17 protein-coding genes are annotated in these 17,540 nt (G+C 65.4%); 8 read left to right on the top strand and 9 right to left on the bottom strand.

From position 1 onward, the window contains the following. The first annotated feature begins 72 nt into the window (after positions 1-72). A complete protein-coding gene (gene ttgR / locus ACIPG5_RS12735) occupies positions 73-705 on the top strand; it encodes an efflux transport transcriptional regulator TtgR (protein ID WP_176517255.1) in 633 nt (210 codons plus the stop codon). 58 nt (positions 706-763) lie between these two features. Here the strand turns inward: ttgR and ACIPG5_RS12730 are convergent, their stop codons facing one another. Further along, positions 764-2,215, bottom strand: coding sequence for an MDR family MFS transporter (locus tag ACIPG5_RS12730; protein ID WP_401375383.1), 1,452 nt, complete (start codon positions 2,213-2,215; stop codon positions 764-766). A 452-nt stretch (positions 2,216-2,667) separates the two neighbouring features. Between ACIPG5_RS12730 and ACIPG5_RS12725 the strand changes: the two genes are divergently transcribed. Next, positions 2,668-3,537, top strand: coding sequence for an oxaloacetate decarboxylase (locus ACIPG5_RS12725; protein ID WP_176517257.1), 870 nt, complete (start codon positions 2,668-2,670; stop codon positions 3,535-3,537). Positions 3,538-3,550: 13 nt separating this feature from the next. Here ACIPG5_RS12725 and ACIPG5_RS12720 read toward each other — a convergent pair whose 3' ends face one another. Continuing rightward, complete coding sequence (locus ACIPG5_RS12720; RefSeq protein ID WP_236235195.1) at positions 3,551-4,450, bottom strand: LysR family transcriptional regulator; 900 nt, start codon at positions 4,448-4,450, stop codon at positions 3,551-3,553. A gap of 103 nt (positions 4,451-4,553) precedes the next feature. On the opposite strand from ACIPG5_RS12720, the gene ACIPG5_RS12715 reads away from it, so the two are divergent. Both ACIPG5_RS12715 and ACIPG5_RS12710 read left to right on the top strand, forming a co-directional pair. Beyond that, on the top strand, positions 4,554-5,429 hold the full coding sequence (locus ACIPG5_RS12715; RefSeq protein WP_401375379.1) for an MBL fold metallo-hydrolase: 876 nt from the start codon (positions 4,554-4,556) through the stop codon (positions 5,427-5,429). Positions 5,430-5,456: 27 nt separating this feature from the next. Then, positions 5,457-6,071 (top strand): NAD(P)-dependent oxidoreductase, encoded by a 615-nt coding sequence (locus ACIPG5_RS12710; protein ID WP_314616239.1) that lies wholly within the window; start codon positions 5,457-5,459, stop codon positions 6,069-6,071. Between the two features lie 128 nt (positions 6,072-6,199). On the opposite strand, the gene ACIPG5_RS12705 is transcribed toward ACIPG5_RS12710, so the two are convergent. Continuing rightward, complete coding sequence (locus ACIPG5_RS12705; RefSeq protein WP_314616240.1) at positions 6,200-7,075, bottom strand: LysR substrate-binding domain-containing protein; 876 nt, start codon at positions 7,073-7,075, stop codon at positions 6,200-6,202. A 114-nt stretch (positions 7,076-7,189) separates the two neighbouring features. Between ACIPG5_RS12705 and ACIPG5_RS12700 the strand changes: the two genes are divergently transcribed. Beyond that, positions 7,190-8,827, top strand: coding sequence for a 5-guanidino-2-oxopentanoate decarboxylase (locus tag ACIPG5_RS12700; RefSeq protein ID WP_401375375.1), 1,638 nt, complete (start codon positions 7,190-7,192; stop codon positions 8,825-8,827). Here ACIPG5_RS12700 and ACIPG5_RS12695 read toward each other — a convergent pair whose 3' ends face one another. Beyond that, on the bottom strand, positions 8,828-9,748 hold the full coding sequence (locus tag ACIPG5_RS12695) for an AraC family transcriptional regulator (protein WP_176517263.1): 921 nt from the start codon (positions 9,746-9,748) through the stop codon (positions 8,828-8,830). Between the two features lie 202 nt (positions 9,749-9,950). Here ACIPG5_RS12695 and ACIPG5_RS12690 point away from each other — a divergent pair, with 202 nt between their 5' ends. Beyond that, positions 9,951-10,244, top strand: coding sequence for a putative quinol monooxygenase (locus ACIPG5_RS12690; RefSeq protein WP_176517264.1), 294 nt, complete (start codon positions 9,951-9,953; stop codon positions 10,242-10,244). 56 nt (positions 10,245-10,300) lie between these two features. Next, positions 10,301-10,534 (top strand): hypothetical protein, encoded by a 234-nt coding sequence (locus tag ACIPG5_RS12685; protein ID WP_176517265.1) that lies wholly within the window; start codon positions 10,301-10,303, stop codon positions 10,532-10,534. On the opposite strand, the gene ACIPG5_RS12680 is transcribed toward ACIPG5_RS12685, so the two are convergent. Together ACIPG5_RS12680 and ACIPG5_RS12675 are read right to left on the bottom strand one after the other, a co-directional pair. Next, positions 10,535-11,140 carry a flavin reductase family protein gene (locus ACIPG5_RS12680; protein ID WP_176517266.1) on the bottom strand — a complete coding sequence of 202 codons (606 nt, stop codon included), beginning with the start codon at positions 11,138-11,140 and terminating at the stop codon, positions 10,535-10,537. Between the two features lie 116 nt (positions 11,141-11,256). Further along, positions 11,257-11,583 carry a hypothetical protein gene (locus tag ACIPG5_RS12675; RefSeq protein ID WP_401375370.1) on the bottom strand — a complete coding sequence of 109 codons (327 nt, stop codon included), beginning with the start codon at positions 11,581-11,583 and terminating at the stop codon, positions 11,257-11,259. 342 nt (positions 11,584-11,925) lie between these two features. Between ACIPG5_RS12675 and ACIPG5_RS12670 the strand changes: the two genes are divergently transcribed. Continuing rightward, positions 11,926-12,678, top strand: a complete 753-nt coding sequence (locus ACIPG5_RS12670) for a hypothetical protein (protein WP_176517268.1) — start codon at positions 11,926-11,928, stop codon at positions 12,676-12,678. A 156-nt stretch (positions 12,679-12,834) separates the two neighbouring features. Here the strand turns inward: ACIPG5_RS12670 and ACIPG5_RS12665 are convergent, their stop codons facing one another. From ACIPG5_RS12665 to ACIPG5_RS12655, 3 genes are all read right to left on the bottom strand, one after another. Next, complete coding sequence (locus tag ACIPG5_RS12665) at positions 12,835-14,154, bottom strand: MFS transporter (protein WP_176517269.1); 1,320 nt, start codon at positions 14,152-14,154, stop codon at positions 12,835-12,837. A gap of 232 nt (positions 14,155-14,386) precedes the next feature. Then, positions 14,387-15,721, bottom strand: a complete 1,335-nt coding sequence (locus tag ACIPG5_RS12660) for a sigma-54 dependent transcriptional regulator (RefSeq protein ID WP_176517270.1) — start codon at positions 15,719-15,721, stop codon at positions 14,387-14,389. After that, positions 15,715-17,472 (bottom strand): ATP-binding protein, encoded by a 1,758-nt coding sequence (locus ACIPG5_RS12655; protein WP_401375365.1) that lies wholly within the window; start codon positions 17,470-17,472, stop codon positions 15,715-15,717. The genes ACIPG5_RS12660 and ACIPG5_RS12655 overlap by 7 nt, the downstream gene beginning before the upstream one ends. Positions 17,473-17,540 lie beyond the last annotated feature (68 nt).

The raw sequence follows: 17,540 nt of genomic DNA, 5'->3' as shown, positions 1-17,540 counted from the left end.
ACCCTGCAGAGGTGCCCCCGGCGGATTCCCCGCACGCACAGTGCCTGCGGGCCCAGATGAGGTTGTACTGCCATGGTCCGTCGAACCAAAGAAGAAGCCCAGGAAACCCGCGCCCAGATCATAGAGGCAGCGGAAAAGGCCTTCTACAAGCGCGGGGTTGCGCGTACCACACTGGCCGACATCGCCGAGCTGGCGGGCGTCACCCGGGGGGCAATCTACTGGCATTTCAACAACAAGGCGGAGTTGGTGCAGGCGTTGCTCGACAGCCTGCACGAAACCCATGACCACCTGGCGCGCGCCAGCGAAAGCGAGGACGAACTGGACCCGCTTGGCTGCATGCACAAGCTGCTGCTGCAAGTGTTCAACGAGTTGGTGCTTGATGCCCGAACCCGGCGTATCAATGAAATCCTGCATCACAAGTGCGAGTTCACCGATGACATGTGTGAAATTCGCCAGCAGCGCCAAGGTGCGGTGCTGGATTGCCACGAGGGCATTACCTTGGCATTGGCCAATGCCGTGCGCCGTGGGCAGTTGCCTGCCGAGCTGGATGTCGAGCGCGCGGCGATTGCCCTTTTTGCCTATGTCGATGGCCTGATCGGGCGCTGGTTGCTGCTGCCGGACAGCTTCGACCTGCTGCGTGGTGCCGAACAGTGGGTCGATACCGGGCTGGATATGCTGCGCTTGAGCCCCGCACTGCGCAAATGACACTTTGTTAAGGATTGTGAGGAAGTGTTTCCCTTATTGATTAAGGGGGAATTAAACACTATCGCCCTCGCAATTGCCTATCAGGCAAAACCGACGCCGCGACCAACCCGAGCAGCGACACCACGGCGCTGCCCATCAGCAGGTGGCGGAAGCTCTCCAGCAGCCGCGCCTGCGTCGCAGGTTCCGGTGCGCCCGCCTGCAAGCTGCCCAGCAACGGATTACCCAGCATTTCCAGGCCACCCTGGTGCAGCAGCGCCAGCAGCAGGCTGGACATGCACGCCACGCCCATGGCGCCGCCCAGCGAGCGGAACAGGTTGGTGGTACTGGTGGCCACGCCGATGTCCTTGATGTCCACCGCGCTCTGCGTGCCCACCAGCGATGTGGGGAATTGCAGGCCACAGGCGATCCCGGTCAGCAGCATGAACACGCCGCTGAGCAGCGCCGACTGCGGCGGGGTGATGGCCATGGCGAAGATGGCGACCGGCATCATCAGCGCGCCGGCAAGAATCTGTGGCTTGTAACGCCCGGTGAAGCTGGTCATGCGCCCGCCGGTGAAGGCCCCAATGGGCAGCCCGATGGCCAGCGGCAGCAGGTGCAGCGCGGCGCTGTCGGCACCGGCGCCGGTGATGCCCTGGTAGCGCAGGGGCATCAGCATGGTCAGCGAGATCGACTGGAAGCTGGCGAAGAAGATCACTCCCCAGCACAGCACGGCGACCCGGTTGCCGAACAGGCCCAGCGGCAGCAAGGGTTCCTGGCAGCGCCGCTCATGCTGGATGAACAGCACCAGGCCAAGCCCGGCGCAGCCGAACAGCGCCAGCACCGGCGGCGCGGCCCAGGCATGGCCCTGGCCGACCAGGGTGATGCCCAGCAGCAGGCTGCCCAGGCCCACGATCAGCAGCAGCGCACCCAAATAGTCCACCCGCGCCTGGCGGCGCTGTACCGGCATGCCGGCCAAGGCGCGGCGGATGGCCCACAGGGCAACCAGCCCCAGTGGCAAGTTGACCCAGAACACCCAGCGCCACGACAGGTAGGCGGTCAGCCAGCCGCCGAGTACCGGCCCAGCGACGCTGGCCACCGCGTACATGCTGCTGAAATAGCCCTGGTAGCGGCCGCGCTCGCGCGGCGGCACGAAGTCGCCGATGATCGCCTGGCTCACCGAAACCATGCCCCCCGCGCCAATGCCTTGCAGCACCCGCGCCAGCACCAGTTGCTGCATGTCCTGGGCCAGCGCGCAGGCGATCGAGGCCAGGGTGAACAGGCTGATGCCGGTGAGGATCATGCGCCGCCGGCCATACAGGTCGCCCAGCTTGCCGTAGATGGGCACGGCCACGGTCATCGCCACCATGTAGCCGGAGATCACCCAGGCCAGCAGGCCAACGTCGTTGAACTGGGCCGAGATGGCGGGCAGGGAGACGGCGACGATGGTCTGGTCGAGGGCTCCGAGAAAGATCGCCAGCATCAAGGCGGTGAGCACGTTGCGCAGAGCGGTTGGGGGCAGGGCGGCGGTCACGAGAATTACCTTGTCATAGGCTGTGGGTTGCCTGTAGCGGCCTCTTCGCGGGGCAAGCCCGCTCCCACAGGTACTGCACTGCCCTTGAGACGGCACAATGACTGTGGGAGCGGGCTTGCCCCGCAAAGAGGCCATCGAATTGTAACCCGACTTAGGTAGCTTCCTATGTACTATCTGCATCCCCTATGCAAGATCGGCATTGGCGCATTCATCCAGTGCTGCATGGCCGCGTGATATCGTGGCTGTACCGCAGAGGCTGAAAACCGGGGCTCGCACCAGCTTGGTGCAACCAAGAGCCGCCGGTTTGCGTGTCGCTGTCTCCCACACCTTTTATTCCTCTGCCTGCATGTCGAGCATGACCGCCCAGATGGCGACGGTTGGAACAGGTCAGGTAGACCCGATTCAGGGGTCGGTAGCAACCGTTCAATTTTCACGTATTTAGCGGAGTGATCATGCCCAAGGCTTCCCATCAAGATCTGCGTTTTGCCTTCCGCGAGCTGCTCGCTTCAGGTGCCTGCTACCACACAGCTTCGGTGTTCGACCCGATGTCGGCGCGCATTGCCGCTGACCTGGGCTTCGAAGTCGGCATTCTTGGCGGTTCGGTCGCGTCCTTGCAGGTACTGGCAGCGCCGGACTTCGCCCTGATCACCCTCAGCGAATTCGTCGAGCAGGCGACCCGCATCGGCCGCGTGGCCCAGTTGCCGGTGCTGGCCGACGCCGACCACGGCTACGGCAATGCGCTCAATGTGATGCGCACGGTCATCGAGCTCGAGCGTGCCGGCGTGGCCGCGCTGACCATCGAGGACACCCTGCTGCCGGCCCAGTTCGGGCGCAAGTCCACCGACCTGATCCCGGTGGACGAGGGTGTCGGCAAGATCCGCGCAGCGCTGGAGGCGCGGGTCGATTCCTCGCTGTCAATCATCGCCCGCACCAATGCCGGCGTGCTCAGCACCGAAGAGATCATCGTGCGCACCCAGAGCTACCAGAAGGCCGGCGCCGACGGTATCTGCATGGTGGGGGTGAAGGATTTCGAGCAGCTCGAGCAGATCGCCGAGCACCTGACCGTGCCGCTGATGCTGGTGACCTACGCCAACCCCAACCTGCGCGACGACGAGCGCCTGGCGCGCCTGGGCGTGCGCATCGTGGTCGACGGCCACGCCGCCTACTTCGCCTCGATCAAGGCCACCTACGATTGCCTGCGCCTGCAGCGTGGCCAGCAGAACAAGTCCGAGAACCTCAGCGCCACCGAGCTCTCGCACACCTACACCCAGCCTGAGGACTACATCCGCTGGGCCAAGGAATACATGAGCGTCGAGGAGTGACCGGCGCCGCCGGCTAGCGGTCCCACTCAGGCTCCGCGGTGAAGCGCTGCGCGAGAAAGTCCAGCATGCTGCGCAAGGTTGCCGGCATGTGCTTGCGGGACGTGTACACCGCATTCAAGTTCAGCTCCCGTGGCCGCGCCTCGGGCAGCAGGCGCACCAGCTCGCCGCTGTGCAGGGCTGCTGCGGCCTGGTAGGTCGGCAGCATGGCGACCCCCGCGCCGGCCAGCGCCGCCTTTTGCAAGGTCATCGCTTCGTTGGCGCTGATGTTGCCGTCCACCGGCACCGCGACCTGCTGGCCGTCCACCTCGAAATGCCAGAGGCTGTGGCCGAAGTAGGCGTGGGTCAGGCAATTGTGCTGGCTCAACTCCTCGACCCGCTGCGGTGTGCCGCGCTCGCGCAGGTAGGCCGGGGCCGCGCACACCACCGAGCGGCACACGGTCAGGCGCCGGGCGATCAGGTTGGGGTCCAGGTCGTTGCTGGTGCGGATGGCCAGGTCGATGCGCTCGTCCACCAGGTTCACGGTGCGGTCGAGCATCTGCAGCTCCACCTTCACGCCGGGATAGCGGCGCACGTACTCGGCCACTGCGTCCACCAACTGCGCCTGGCCGAACGAGGTGCTGACGCTGATGCGCAACTGCCCGCGTGGCGCGTCATCGGGTTGGCGCACGGCGGTTTGCAGGTCGCCGGCCAGCTCCAGCAGCTGGCGGCAGCGGGGCAGGGTCTGCTGGCCGGCAGCGGTCAGGCTCAGCTTGCGCGTGGTGCGCTGCATCAGCCGCGCGCCGACCCAGTCTTCCAGCTCGGCCAAATAGCGTGAAACCACTGGCCGTGACAGTTGCAGATGATCCGCCGCCGCCGATTGGCTGCCCAGGTCGACGACGGTGACGAATACGCGCATGGCGTTGAGACGGTCCATGATTTGCCCGATTTCAGAAACAAACTATGTCTGAGCATCGCATTTTTTGTGACGGATCGGGCAACTAAGCTGTGAGGCATTCTTCTACGAGTGAGTGCTTGCGATGTCTCTTTTCACGCCTTTGCGCGGCCTGTTGCTGGCCTGTGTTGCGCTGACCGGCCCGGTGCTGGCGGCCGAGCCGCTGCACCTTGAAGTCTACAACCCCGGGCACGAGGCGATCTTTCCGGTCAGCTCGGTGATCGTGACCGGCAAGAAGGACGCGATCCTGGTCGATGCCCAGTTCGGCAAGGCCCAGGCCGAGCAGCTGGCGCAGCGCCTGCGGGCCAGCGGCAAGCAGTTGAAGACCATCTACATCAGCCATGGCGACCCGGACTACTACTTCGGCCTCGACACCCTGACCCAGGCCTTCCCGGATGCCAAGGTCCTGGCCTCGGCGGCCACGGTGGCGCATATCCGCCAGACCAAGGACGCCAAGCTGGCCTACTGGGGCCCGCAGATGGGCGCCGACAAACCCGCCAGGCTGGTGGTGCCGCAGGTGCTCGATGGCAACCGGCTGTTGCTGGAAGGCCAGGCCCTCGAGGTGATGGGCCTGGATGGCCCGCAACCTGACCGCAGTTTCGTCTGGATCCCGTCGATCAAGGCCGTGGTCGGCGGCGTGGTGGTGGCAGAGAACATCCATGTGTGGATGGCCGACACCCAGTCGCCCAAGTCCCATGCCGACTGGCTCGGCACGCTGGCGCAGATCGAAAAGCTGGCGCCGCGCACGGTCATCCCCGGCCACTTCATGGGCCAAAGCAGCCGTTCGCTGGAGGCAGTGCGCTTCACCGCGAACTACATTCGTGACTTCGATGCCGAAACCGCCAAGGCAAAAGATGCCGGGGCGTTGGTCGCGGCCATGAGCAAGCGTTACCCGGGCCTTGCCGATGAAAGCTCGCTGGAGCTTAGCGCCAAGGTCGCCAAGGGCGAGATGAAGTGGTAATTCCGTTCACTTGATGGAGTGTTTCCCATGAGCAAGATTGCAATCATCGGCGCTACCGGCCGGGCTGGCAGCCAACTGCTGGAAGAAGCCCTGCGCCGCGGGCACAGTGTGCTGGCCATTGCCCGTGACCCTTCACGGCTGCAGGGCCGCGAGGGCGTCACGGTACAGGCGCTGGATGTCACCGACAGCGCGGCGCTGCAAAAGGCGCTGGCAGGGGTGGACGCGGTGCTGAGCGCGGCACATTTCGCCACCATCGAGCCGCACGCGATCATCGAGCCGGTCAAGCGGGCCGGGGTCAAGCGCCTGCTGGTGGTGGGCGGCGCCGGCAGCCTGCTGCTGCCTTCCGGGCACCGGGTCATCGACAGCCCGGACTTTCCAGAGGCCTACAAGGCAGAAGCGAGTGCCGGGGCAAGGTTCCTCGAGCAATTGCGCCAGGAGCAGAACCTGGACTGGACCTTCCTGTCGCCGTCGGCGGAGTTCGTCGAAGGCGAGCGCACCGGGCACTACACCTTGGGCAAGGACCATTTGCTGATCGGCGCCGATGGCAAGAGCTGGATCAGCTTTGCCGACTACGCCATCGCCATGATCGATGAGCTGGAAAAGCCGGCGCACTCGCGGCAGCGGTTCACCGTCGGCTACTGAGCCGGCGCTGCTCCACCCTCTCTGTGGGAGCCGGCTTGCCGGCGATAGGGCCCGCACAGGCGAGCCGGCATTGCCTGCCCTGGCCTCATCGCCGGCAAGCCGGCTCCCACAAGGGCTTGCACGGCTCTTTACTGCTCAGCCCGGCCCTGCAACCAATCCATCAATTCGACCAACCCCGCCGGCACATTCCTCGGCTGACACGCCAGGTAATAGCCCTTGCCCGTCAGCACCTTGAGCCCGAACGGCATGCACAGCCTGCCGCTGTTGAGGTCGTCGCCGATCAGCGCCCGATCACCAATGGCCACTCCGGTCCCCTGCGAGGCCATCGCCATGGCCATGTCCAGGGTTTCGAAATGCTGCCTGGGCCCTTGGCCATCCAGGGCGGCACCTGCGGCCTGCAGCCATAGCCGCCAGTCATGCTCGTCGCGCGAGGGGTGCAGCAGCATATGGCGCTTGAGGTCGGCGACCTCCCTCAGCGGCACAGGCCCCGCCAGCAGCGAGGGCGCACACACCGGGGTCAGTTGCTCGTCGAACAGCTTGCGCACGTGCAGCCCATGATTGGGCGCGTCGCCATAGACCACCGCCGCATCGAAGCCCTCGCGGCGAAAATCCACGCCGTGCTGCACCGTGGTGGTCAGCTCCACCGGCACGTCCGGGCGCAGCGCCTGCCATTCCATCAGGCGCGGCAGCAGCCAGCGCATCACGCAGGTCGGTGCCTTGAGCTGCAAGGTGGCGCTGCGCCCACCCACCTCGCGCACGCCTTGCTCGATCAATGCAAATACCTGCTGCACCCGCGGCAGCCAGTCCTGGCCCTCGCGGGTCAGGCTCAGGCCACGCGCCTGGCGCTGGAACAGGGCATAGCCCAGGTGCTCTTCGAGCCCGGCAATCTGCCGGCTGACCGCGCCCTGGGTGATATGCAGCTGCTGGGCGGCGCGGGTGAAATTGCAGTGCTGGGCGGTGACCAGAAACGTATGCAGGGCGGGCAGGGGCGGTAGGCGTTTCATTGCGATAAGCCATGATTACAGGACATGGCTAGTATGTGTTTTTTTGCATTGTGGCGATAGCCGCGGGTTGGGTCCAATGGGCGCAGATCTCCAACAAGATGCAAGGTGAAACCCATGGCAACCTGCGGCGAAGTACTGGTCAAACTCCTTGAAGGCTATGGTGTGGACCATGTCTTCGGCATTCCCGGTGTGCACACCGTGGAGCTGTACCGAGGCCTGGCGGCTTCATCCATCCGCCACATCACCCCGCGCCACGAGCAGGGCGCTGGTTTCATGGCTGATGGCTACGCACGTACCCGTGGCAAACCCGGCGTGTGCTTCATCATCACCGGCCCCGGCATGACCAACATCACCACTGCCATGGGCCAGGCCTATGCCGACTCGATCCCCATGCTGGTGATTTCCAGCGTGCAGTCGCGTGATCAACTGGGCGGTGGCCGAGGCAAGCTGCACGAGCTGCCCAACCAGGGCGCGCTGGTGGCCGGTGTGGCGGCCTTCTCGCAGACGCTGATGAGCGCCGACGACCTGCCGCAGGTGCTGGCTCGCGCCTTTGCCGTGTTCGACGGCGCGCGCCCGCGCCCGGTGCACATCGAAATCCCGCTGGATGTGCTGGTCGAGCCCGCCGACCACCTGCTGCCGGGCCGCCCGGTGCGCAGCAGCCGTGCAGGCGCGGCGCCGCAGGCCGTGGCGCAGATGGCCGAACGCCTGGCCAAGGCACGCAAGCCGCTGATCCTCGCCGGTGGCGGCGCCTTGGCCGCAGGTGCGCCGCTGGCGCGCCTGGCCGAGTACCTGCAGGCGCCGGTGGCCCTGACCATCAACGCCAAAGGCCTGTTGCCGGCCGAGCACCCGCTGCAGATCGGCTCGACCCAGTCGCTGGTGGCCACCCGCGCGCTGGTGGCCGAAGCCGACGTGGTGCTGGCGATCGGCACCGAGCTTGGCGAAACCGATTACGACGTGACGTTCAAAGGTGGCTTCGAGATCCCTGGCAGCCTGCTGCGGGTCGATATCGACCCGGACCAGACCGTGCGCAATTACCTGCCGGAGCTGGCCTTGGTCGCCGATGCCGAGCTGGCCGCGCAGGCGTTGCTGGACGCCTTGCAGGTGTTGCCAGCCCCAGGCCATGACAGCCAGTGGGGCGCGGCGCGTGCACAGCGGCTGCGCGACACCCTGGCGGCCAGCTGGGACCAGCCGACCCTGAGCCAGACACGCCTGCTGACCAGCATCCTCGAGCGCCTGCCCAATGCCATCCTGGTGGGGGATTCGACCCAGCCGGTGTACACCGGCAACCTGACCCTGGACATGCCCGCGCCCCGGCGCTGGTTCAACGCCTCGACCGGCTACGGCACCCTGGGCTATGCGCTGCCTGCGGCGATGGGCGCCTGGCTGGGCAGTGCCGAGCAGCTGGCCGAGCGCGCGCCTGCGGTGTGCCTGATTGGCGATGGTGGCCTGCAGTTCACCCTGCCGGAGCTGGCCAGCGCGGTGGAGGCGCAGGTGCCGCTGATCGTGCTGCTGTGGAATAACCAGGGCTATGAGGAGATCAAGAAGTACATGGTCAACCGCGCCATCGAACCGGTCGGGGTGGACATCCACACGCCGGACTTCATTGGCGTGGCCAAGGCACTGGGGGCCGAGGCCGAGGCGGTTGCCGACGTGCAGCAACTGCAGGCTGCCCTGGGGCGCGCCGCAGAGCGCAAGGGGCCGACCTTGATCGAGGTGGACCAGAACCGCTGGCAGGCGGCGGTAGCCGGCTGATCAGCCGGCACTGGCGCGCAACCGCGCCACATCGCGAATCGGCGGCGCCCCGTACAGCCGGCTGTACTCCCGGCTGAACTGCGACGGGCTTTCATACCCCACCCGATAGCCCGCCACCGCCGCTTCCAGCCCGTCATTGAGCATCAGCCGCCGCGCCTCCTGCAGGCGCAGCTGCTTCTGATACTGCAGCGGGCTCATCGACGTCACGGCCTTGAACCGGTGGTGCAAGGTCGAGGTGCTGAGGTTGACTTCCCGTGCCAGGTCCTCGATGCGCAGCGGTTGCTGGAAGTTCTGGTTGAGCCAGGTGATGGCCTGGCACACCCGGTGCGTCTGGCTGTTGGCCAGGGCGATTTCATACAGGCGGTAGCCCTGCGGCCCACGCAGCAGGCGGTAGAGGATTTCCCGGCGAAACAGCGGTGCCAGCATGGCAATGTCGCGCGGCGTATCCAGCAGGCGGATCAGGCGCAGCAGGGCATCGAGCATCTGCGGGTCGGTCCTTTCCACGTACAGGCCGCGCCCCGAGGGCAGGCTGGGCACCAGCATCGGCCCGCTTTCGGCAATCAGCTGGCTGATCTCGGCCGGGTCGAGGTCCAGGCGCAGGCCAAGGCTGGGCTGCTCCGGGCTGGCGTCGAGCTTGACGCCGCTCAACGGCAAGGTCACCGAAACCACCATGTAGTGCAATGGGTCGTAGGCGTATTGCTCATCGCCCAGGAACAGGCTCTTGCTGCCCTGGGCGAGGATGCACAGGGCCGGTTGCGCCAGGGTCGGCACCGACCGCACGTTTTCGGTGTAGCGCACCAGGTACAAGTCGTCGATGGCCGAGGCCGGGCCATGGGGTTCGCCGGCATGTCGGCGGATCAGCTCGGCCAGTTCCTGGCGTTGCACTTCCAGGGTCGGGTCGAGGGACGGGGCGGTGGTCATGATGGCTTTCCTCTGCTGACCGACGCAGCATAGGTTTGGGCAATGGCCGGCGCTAGTCGAAAGCTGCACGTCGATTGCCTGATCCTGCCGCGCGGCAGAATCAGGCAATCGACGTGCAGTAATGGCCTAACGCGCCGCGCGGGCCAGCCCCTAACCTTGGCAGCCTGGTTTTTCCGTCCGTGTGCTTCAAGGAGATCGTGCAATGGCCCTACGACAACCGGTCACTCACTTGGCTTTCATCCGCGCCAGCAACGGCCGTTCGGCAGAGCTCGGCGCGCGCCTGCGCGACTTGCTCGAGCCCTCGTTGCGCACCCCGGGCTGCCTGAGTTTCAGCGTGCAGCGCTCGCAGGCCGACGCCGACCTGTGGCTGCTCAGCGGCAGCTGGTGCGACCAGCAGGCGATGAGCGGCTACTTCGCCTCGCCAACCCTGGAGGTATTCGGCGAGCTGGTGCAGGCCCAGGTGGTCAGCAGCCTCGACCTGCATACCTTCGATTGAATGCCCCGCTGCACGGGGTAGAATGCCGCCCCTCGATCAACGACGCGGATAGCGACATGGCACGTAGAGAATTCCCGCATTTCGAAGCGGTTTCGGCGATGGTCCCGGTGCAAGGCGGTGGCTACAACGCCGCCATCGCGGTCAAGGCCCTGAACATGGGCGGTGCGCCGCGCTTTCACAAGGTGCTTGATGGCCAGGTGTTCAGCAGCGCCATGGCGGCCGACGAGGCCGCCTGCGCTGAGCTGCAACGCCTCAATGGCGTGGGCGAGGAAGGCGAGCTGATCTGGTGATCACACCTGTGGCCTGCGCATCTTGAACAGGTTGCCCAGTTCGAAGTAGTCCGCCGGGCCACCGCCGCGCAAGATCGGCTCGGCGGCCGCGGTGTCGTAGATGCCGTCCTTGAGCAGGTGCTCGGCGATGTGCACGGCCACCACCTCGCCAAGGATCAGCCAGCTCGGCACCAACTCCTGGTCGGCCCGCTTGAGCTGGACGATCTGGCTCACCTTGCATTCGAAGGCCACCGGGGTTTCGCCCACGCGGGGCACCTTGACCAGGCTCGACGGGGTTGCGGTCAAGCCGCTCAGGTCGAACTCGTTCACCTCTGCCGGTACGGCTGCGCAGCTCTGGTTCATGGCTTCGGCCAGGGGGCGGGTGGCCAGGTTCCAGACGAACTCGCCGGTCTGCTCGATGTTGTTCAGGCTGTCTTTGCGCCCGACGCTGCAGAAACCGATGATCGGTGGGATGTAGTTGAAGGCGTTGAAGAAGCTGTAGGGCGCAAGGTTCAGGCGGCCTTCGCGGTCCTGGGAGGAGATCCAGCCGATCGGGCGCGGGCCGACAATGGCGTTGAACGGATCGTGGGGCAGGCCGTGGCCTTTGGCGGGTTCGTAGTAGTACATCTGTCGGGCTTGTGGCCCTACCTCCAGAGGGGACGAGGCGCCTAGTGTGCCAAGCTTGTGCCCGCCTGGAAATGATCAAGCCCGGCCGAGGCCGGGCTGGTTGCTCGCATCAGGGATCAGCTGATGCGGTGGGCGTTGGTGCGGTCAAAGCCATCTTCGGCAAAGCGCTGGGCGCCGGTGCGGTCGAAGCCGTCTTCGGCGAAGCGCTGGGCGCCGGTGCGATCGAAGCCGTCTTCGGCGAAACGTTGAGCGCCGGTGCGATCGAAGCCGTCTTCGGCGAAACGTTGTGCGCCAGTGCGATCAAAACCATCTTCAGCGTAAGTGGCCGCTTGGCTCTGGGCCGCTGCGAAGCTGTGGGCGTTGGTGCGGTCGAAGCCATCTTCGGCGAAGGCGCCAGTGGCGAAAACCGAGAAGGCCAGGGTAAGGATCAGTTTGTTTTTCATGGTCGTTGCTCCGTTGGGTGCGAGAGGTTGTTTGTTTCTATGGGTTTAATGCTACGCCGATTAAATCGATAAAAAAGCGCAAAAATTGACGTTAAATGATCGATTAAATCGATTATTAAGAATGCCGCTATCGTGATTTCGCAGCAGGTGTGGCCTGTTGCGTATCCACGGAGTAATTCGCTTTTGTCAGCGCAGGCAGGATGCCGTGGTGGCATTAATCAGGGGTTAAGGCGCCTAAATGAATTGGCAACGAAGGGATCAACGCTTTTTTCATAAACCGCCAACCGATTTTTCAGGTACCGCTCATCACCATCGCCGCACCTTTTCCCGGAGCGGCAAACAATGAACAAACTTCCGCAAATCACCCTGGCCTTCTGGGTCATGAAGATCTGCGCAACCACCCTGGGCGAGACGGCCGGCGACCTGCTGTCGATGACCCTGAACGTTGGCTATGCCGTCAGCTCGATGCTGCTGATCAGCGTGTTCCTGCTGACCTTGCTCGGCCAACTCTACTCGCGCCGCTACCACCCGATGCTCTACTGGCTGGTGATCCTCTCCACCAGCACCGCCGGCACCACCATGTCCGACTTCATGGACCGCACCCTGGGCCTGGGTTATGCAGCGGGTTCGGCGATCCTCATCGGCATCCTCTTGCTGACCTTCCTGGTCTGGCGCCTGAGCGGCAACCCGCTGGACGTCACCCGCATCAAGACGCGCACGGGTGAGCTGTTCTACTGGGTGGCGATCCTGTTCTCCAACACCCTGGGTACGGCGCTGGGCGACTACCTGGCCGATGATTCGGGCCTGGGCTTTGCCGGCGGTGCCCTGCTGATCGGCAGCGCCATCGCCCTGGTGGTGCTGGCCCGCTACTGGACGCGCATCCCCGGCGTGGTGCTGTTCTGGGTCGCCTTCGTACTGACCCGCCCGTTTGGCGCCACCCTGGGCGACTTCCTGACCAAGCCGCACGAGAAAGGCGGGCTGGACTTCGGCACCATCGGTTCTTCCGCCGTATTGGGCGGCGTGCTGCTGGTGCTGGTGCTGATGGCGACCTGGTACCAGCGCCGTGAGCCACGTCAGGCGTTGGAGATGTCCTGAGTAAACGAGCGGATGAGCCGATTAGGCCGGCTATTCGGCTCACGAAATGAGCCGAATAGCGCTTTTAATCGGCTCATTCGCATGCATCGAGGTTTTCAGGCTTCAAAAAAAAGGCGCCCCGTTCATACGGAGCGCCTTTTTTAACCGCAATCACCGTCAGTCAGTGGTAATCCGCGAATGCTGCTTGGTGTCCTTCATGGTCGCGTACACCAGCAGCGAGCAGGCGATGCACGCCGTCACATACCAGTAGAAGCCGCTTTCCATGCCCGCGCTCTTGAACCACAGGGCCACGTACTCGGCGGTGCCGCCGAAGATCGAGACGGTCAGCGCATACGGCAGGCCGACGCCCAGGGCGCGGATCTCGGTGGGGAACAGCTCGGCCTTGACCACGGCGTTGATCGAGGTGTAGCCGCTGACGATGATCAGCGCCGCCATGATCAGGAAGAACGCACCCCACCAGGTCTGGATGGTGTGCAGGGTGCTGAGGATCGGCACGGTGAACAGGGTGCCGAGCACGCCGAAGGCGATCAGGATCGGGCGCCGGCCGATCTTGTCCGAGAGGCCGCCGATGACCGGCTGCAGGCACATGAACAGGAACAGCGTGGCCGCCGAGATGGTGGTCGAGTCGCTGATGCTCATGCCCACGGTGTTGACCAGGTACTTCTGCATGTAGGTGGTGTAGGTGTAGAAGGCCAGGGTACCGCCCATGGTCAGGCCGACCACGGTCATCAATTCCTTGGGGTGGCGCATCAGGGTGCGCATCAGGCTTTCCTTGGCCTTTTCCTTCTTGGTGAAGGAGGCGGTTTCTTCCATGCCGCGGCGCAGGTACAGGGCAACCACCGCGCACAGCGCGCCGATCACGAAGGGTACGCGCCAGCCCCAGGCATACAGCTGCTCGGTGGTCAGGGTCTGCTGCAGCACGATCAGCACCGCCAGGGCGATGAGCTGGCCGGAGATCAGCGTCACGTACTGGAAGCTGGAGAAGAAGCCGCGGCGGTCCTTGCTGGCCATTTCGCTCAGGTAGGTGGCCGAGGTGCCGTATTCGCCACCCACCGACAGGCCTTGCATCAGGCGGGCGATGACCAGCAGCACGGGGGCGGCGACGCCGATGGTTTCATAGCCCGGGGTCAGGGCGATGACCAGCGAGCCTGCGCACATCAGCAATACCGAGGCCATCAGTGCGGCCTTGCGGCCCTTGCGGTCGGCATACAGGCCCATCAGCCAGCCACCGATCGGGCGCATGAGGAAGCCCACGGCGAAGATCGCGGCGGTGTTGAGCAGTTGCGCGGTGGAGTCGCCGGCGGGGAAGAAGGCCTTGGCGAAGTACAGCGAGAATGCGGCGTAGACGTACCAGTCGTACCATTCGACCATGTTGCCGATGGAGCCACTGAAGATCGACTTGAGGCGGCTGGCGGTGGTTTTTTCTGCGGCGGGCGCGATGGCCGCCCCGGCGGGCAGGGAGGTGGCGTTATCCATCAGGGATACCTTCTCGTTGTTTTTGTGGAGCGCGCCTGGGCGCAGCTTGAGAAGGGTTTTGCACGAGCTGTGCCAATTGGGTGCACAGCGATCCATTCGAGGGCATCAGCCCACGTGTGACGCGTACTGCGTAGGCGCGGGCCTGGCCGCGATGGGCTGCAAAGCAGCCCCGAAAAACCCGAGGATAAGCGGTTTCCCGCTCATCCAATGCGCCCAATAGGCGGATTTCCGCTTATTCGCGCGAGACGAAATCCTCGCGCACCAGGCCATGGCGCTGCATCTTCTCGTTCAATGTCCGCCGTGGCAGCTGCAGCGCTTCCATCACGCCCTTGATCTCACCCTTGTGCGCACGCAGCGCCGCGCGCAGGCATTGCGCCTCGAAGGCTTCGATCTGTTCGGCCAGTGACTGGCTGGCAGGCGCGCCTTCCAGGCTCGGCGAACCCAGGCCCAGGGCATGCCGCTCCGCCGCATTGGCCAGCTCGCGCACATTGCCCGGCCAGTCGTGCGACAGCAGCTGGGCCAATTGCGCCCCGGCCAGCGGCGGTGCGCTGCGGCCGAGCTTTTCGGCTGCCGCCCGGGCGAAATGCTCGAACAACAACGGGATGTCCTCGCGCCGTTCGCGCAGCGGCGCCAGGCGCAGTTCGGCGACGTTCAGGCGATAGGCCAGGTCTTCGCGAAAACGCCCGGCGCGCGCCTCCTCGAGCAGGTCGGGCTTGGTGGCGGCGATGATCCGCAAGTCGACGCTGATGCTCTGGTTGGCCCCCAGCCGCTCCAGTTTCTGTTCCTGGATCACGCGCAGCAATTTGGCTTGCTGGGCCAAGGGCATGCTTTCGATCTCGTCGAGAAACACCGTGCCGCCATTGGCGTATTCCAGCTTGCCGATGCGCTTGCCTTGCGCCCCGGTGAACGCGCCGCTCTCGTGGCCGAACAGCTCGGCCTCGAACAGCGACTCGGGGATCGCCGCGCAGTTGAGCGCGACGAAGGGCTTGCCGGCCCGTGGGCCGAAGTCGTGCAGGCAGCGGGCGACGCGTTCCTTGCCGCTGCCGGTCTCGCCCCGGATCAGCACATTGACCGGCAGGTTGGCCAGGTCCAGCACCTGGCGGCGCAGCTGCTGCAGGCCCTGGGACATCCCCAGCAGGGTGGCTTCCAGGCGCGACTTGAGGTCGGCCTGTTCATGCAGGCGGCGGTTCTCCAGCACCAGCTGGCGTTTCTCCAGGGCCCGGCGCAGGCTGCCCAGCAGATGCTGCGGGGTAAAGGGTTTTTCCAGGAAGTCGTAGGCCCCGTTGCGCATGGCCTCCACCGCCATTGGCACATCGCCATGGCCGGTCAGCAGGATCACCGGCAGGTCCGGGTCATCGGCCTGCAGGCGTTCGAGCAACTGCAGGCCGCCCATGCCGGGCATGCGCACATCGCTGATGATCACCCCGGGAAAATGCCGCGGCAGGTGCGCCAGGCATTCCTCGGCGCGGGCGTACAGCTGCACGCTGAAGCCGGACAGGCTCAACCACTGTTCGACGGCGCTGCGGATGCTTGCTTCATCATCGACGACGATCACCGAATTCAACATACAGGCTCCAGGTCACGGGGCAGGGCAAGGCTCAGGCGGGCGCCGCCTGGCAGGTTCTCGGCCTGCAGCTGGCCGCCGGCATCGATGATGATGCCATAGGAAATGGCCAGGCCCAGGCCGAGGCCTTCGCCCACCGGCTTGGTGGTGAAGAACGGGTCGAAGACCTTGGCCAGGTCGGCGTCGGCGATGCCGCCGCCTGAATCGAGCACGCTCAGACGCCACTGCGTGCCGTCGGGCTCGATGCGGATCTCCAGGCGCTTGTAGCGCTTGTCGGCCATGGCGTCGAGGGCATTGCGCAGCAGGTTGATCAGCACCTGCTCCAGGCGGATCGCATCGCCGCGCACCCAGGCCGGGCGCGCCAGGTACAGGGCCACTTCGACGCCGTCGCCACGGATGCGGGTGTCGAGCAACTGCAGGGCCTGATCGACCACGGTGGCCAGGTCCAGCCGTTCGCGCAGGCCGCCTGGGCTGTTGCGGGCGAAGGTCTTCAGGTGGCCGGTCAGCGCGGCCATGCGCGTGAGCATCTGCTCCAGCGGCTCCAGGGCCTTGCGCGCTTCTTCGTAGCGACCATGGTCGAGCAGCAGGCGCAGGGTTTCCAGTTGCATGCGCTGGGTGGTCAGGGGCTGGTTGATCTCGTGGGCCATGGCCGCGGACATCTGCCCCAGGGCCGCCAGCTTGGCCGACTGCACCAGGCCCTCCTGGGCGGTGCGCAGCTCGCGGGTACGTTCCTCGACCTGGCGCTTGAGTTCATCGCGGCTGCGCTGGCGCAGGCGGGCCAGGCGCCAGCGCTGGCTGACGAACAGCGCGGCGAAGACCAGGCTCAACCACACGGCGGCAGCGCCGAGGGCGGCGTTGCGGCCATCGGCTGCCACTTGCGGCTTGCGCAGCAGGTGCAAGGTCCAGCCTTCACCCTCCAGCGGCAGGCTTTCCCACAGGTACTCGGCAGGCCCGTCGGGGCCTTGCACGCGGGTGAGCTGGCTGTTGCTGGCAAAGTGGGTCAGCACCTGATGCTGCAGGGGTACCAGTGGCTGCTTGTCGTACTGCCGGGTTTCGGCAAGTTCGGCGCGGTCGGCGCCGCTGAGCGGTTGCAGTTCGCGGTAGCGCCAGCCGTCCTGGTTGGCGATGAAGGTGATGCCGCGTGCGTCGCTGACCAGGAGGATATCGCTGCCCTGGCGCCATTCGCGTTCCAGCTCGGGGAACTCGAGCTTGACCACCATGGCACCGAGAAAGCGCCCGTGTTCGTCATTGACCGCGCTGGCAAGAAAGTAGCCCGGCACGCCACTGGTCACGCCGACCGCATAGAAGCGGCCGCTGCCCTGGCTGCGGGTCTGTTTGAAATAGGGGCGAAAGCCGTAGTTGGAACCCACGTAGGTGGTCGGCAGGCGCCAGTTGCTGGCCGCTACCGCAAGGCCGGTGCGGTCGAGCAGCTCCAGGGTGGAGGAGTTGGCGGCGCCGTTGATGCGTTCGAGCTTGCGGTTGAGGGCGTCCTGCACCGCTTCGCCGACCGGGCCGCGCAAGGCTTCGATGAGCTCCGGGTCCAGCGCCAGCACCGCAGGCAATGCGCGGTAGCGTTCGATCAGGGTGTGCAGCGAATTGGCGTACAACCCCAACTGCTGGCTGGCGCGGCGGGCGTCGTCTTCCATGGCCTGGCGCTTGGCCTGGTGCATGGCCCAGCCGGCGCTCAGTGCGGTGCCGGCGAGGATCAGCAGGGTGATCAGCCCCAGACGCAGGGCGCGAAAGGTAAAGGGCATGGGGCGGGTCCGGGTGGTGGGGTTGTCAGGCGGGCCCCATCGCCGGCAAGCCGGCTCCCACAGTACAG

Origin of the sequence: Pseudomonas sp. NPDC087029, from assembly GCF_044745345.1 — a bacterium.
Lineage (GTDB): Bacteria > Pseudomonadota > Gammaproteobacteria > Pseudomonadales > Pseudomonadaceae > Aquipseudomonas > Aquipseudomonas faucium.
This window is presented reverse-complemented; position numbering and strand designations above follow the sequence as displayed.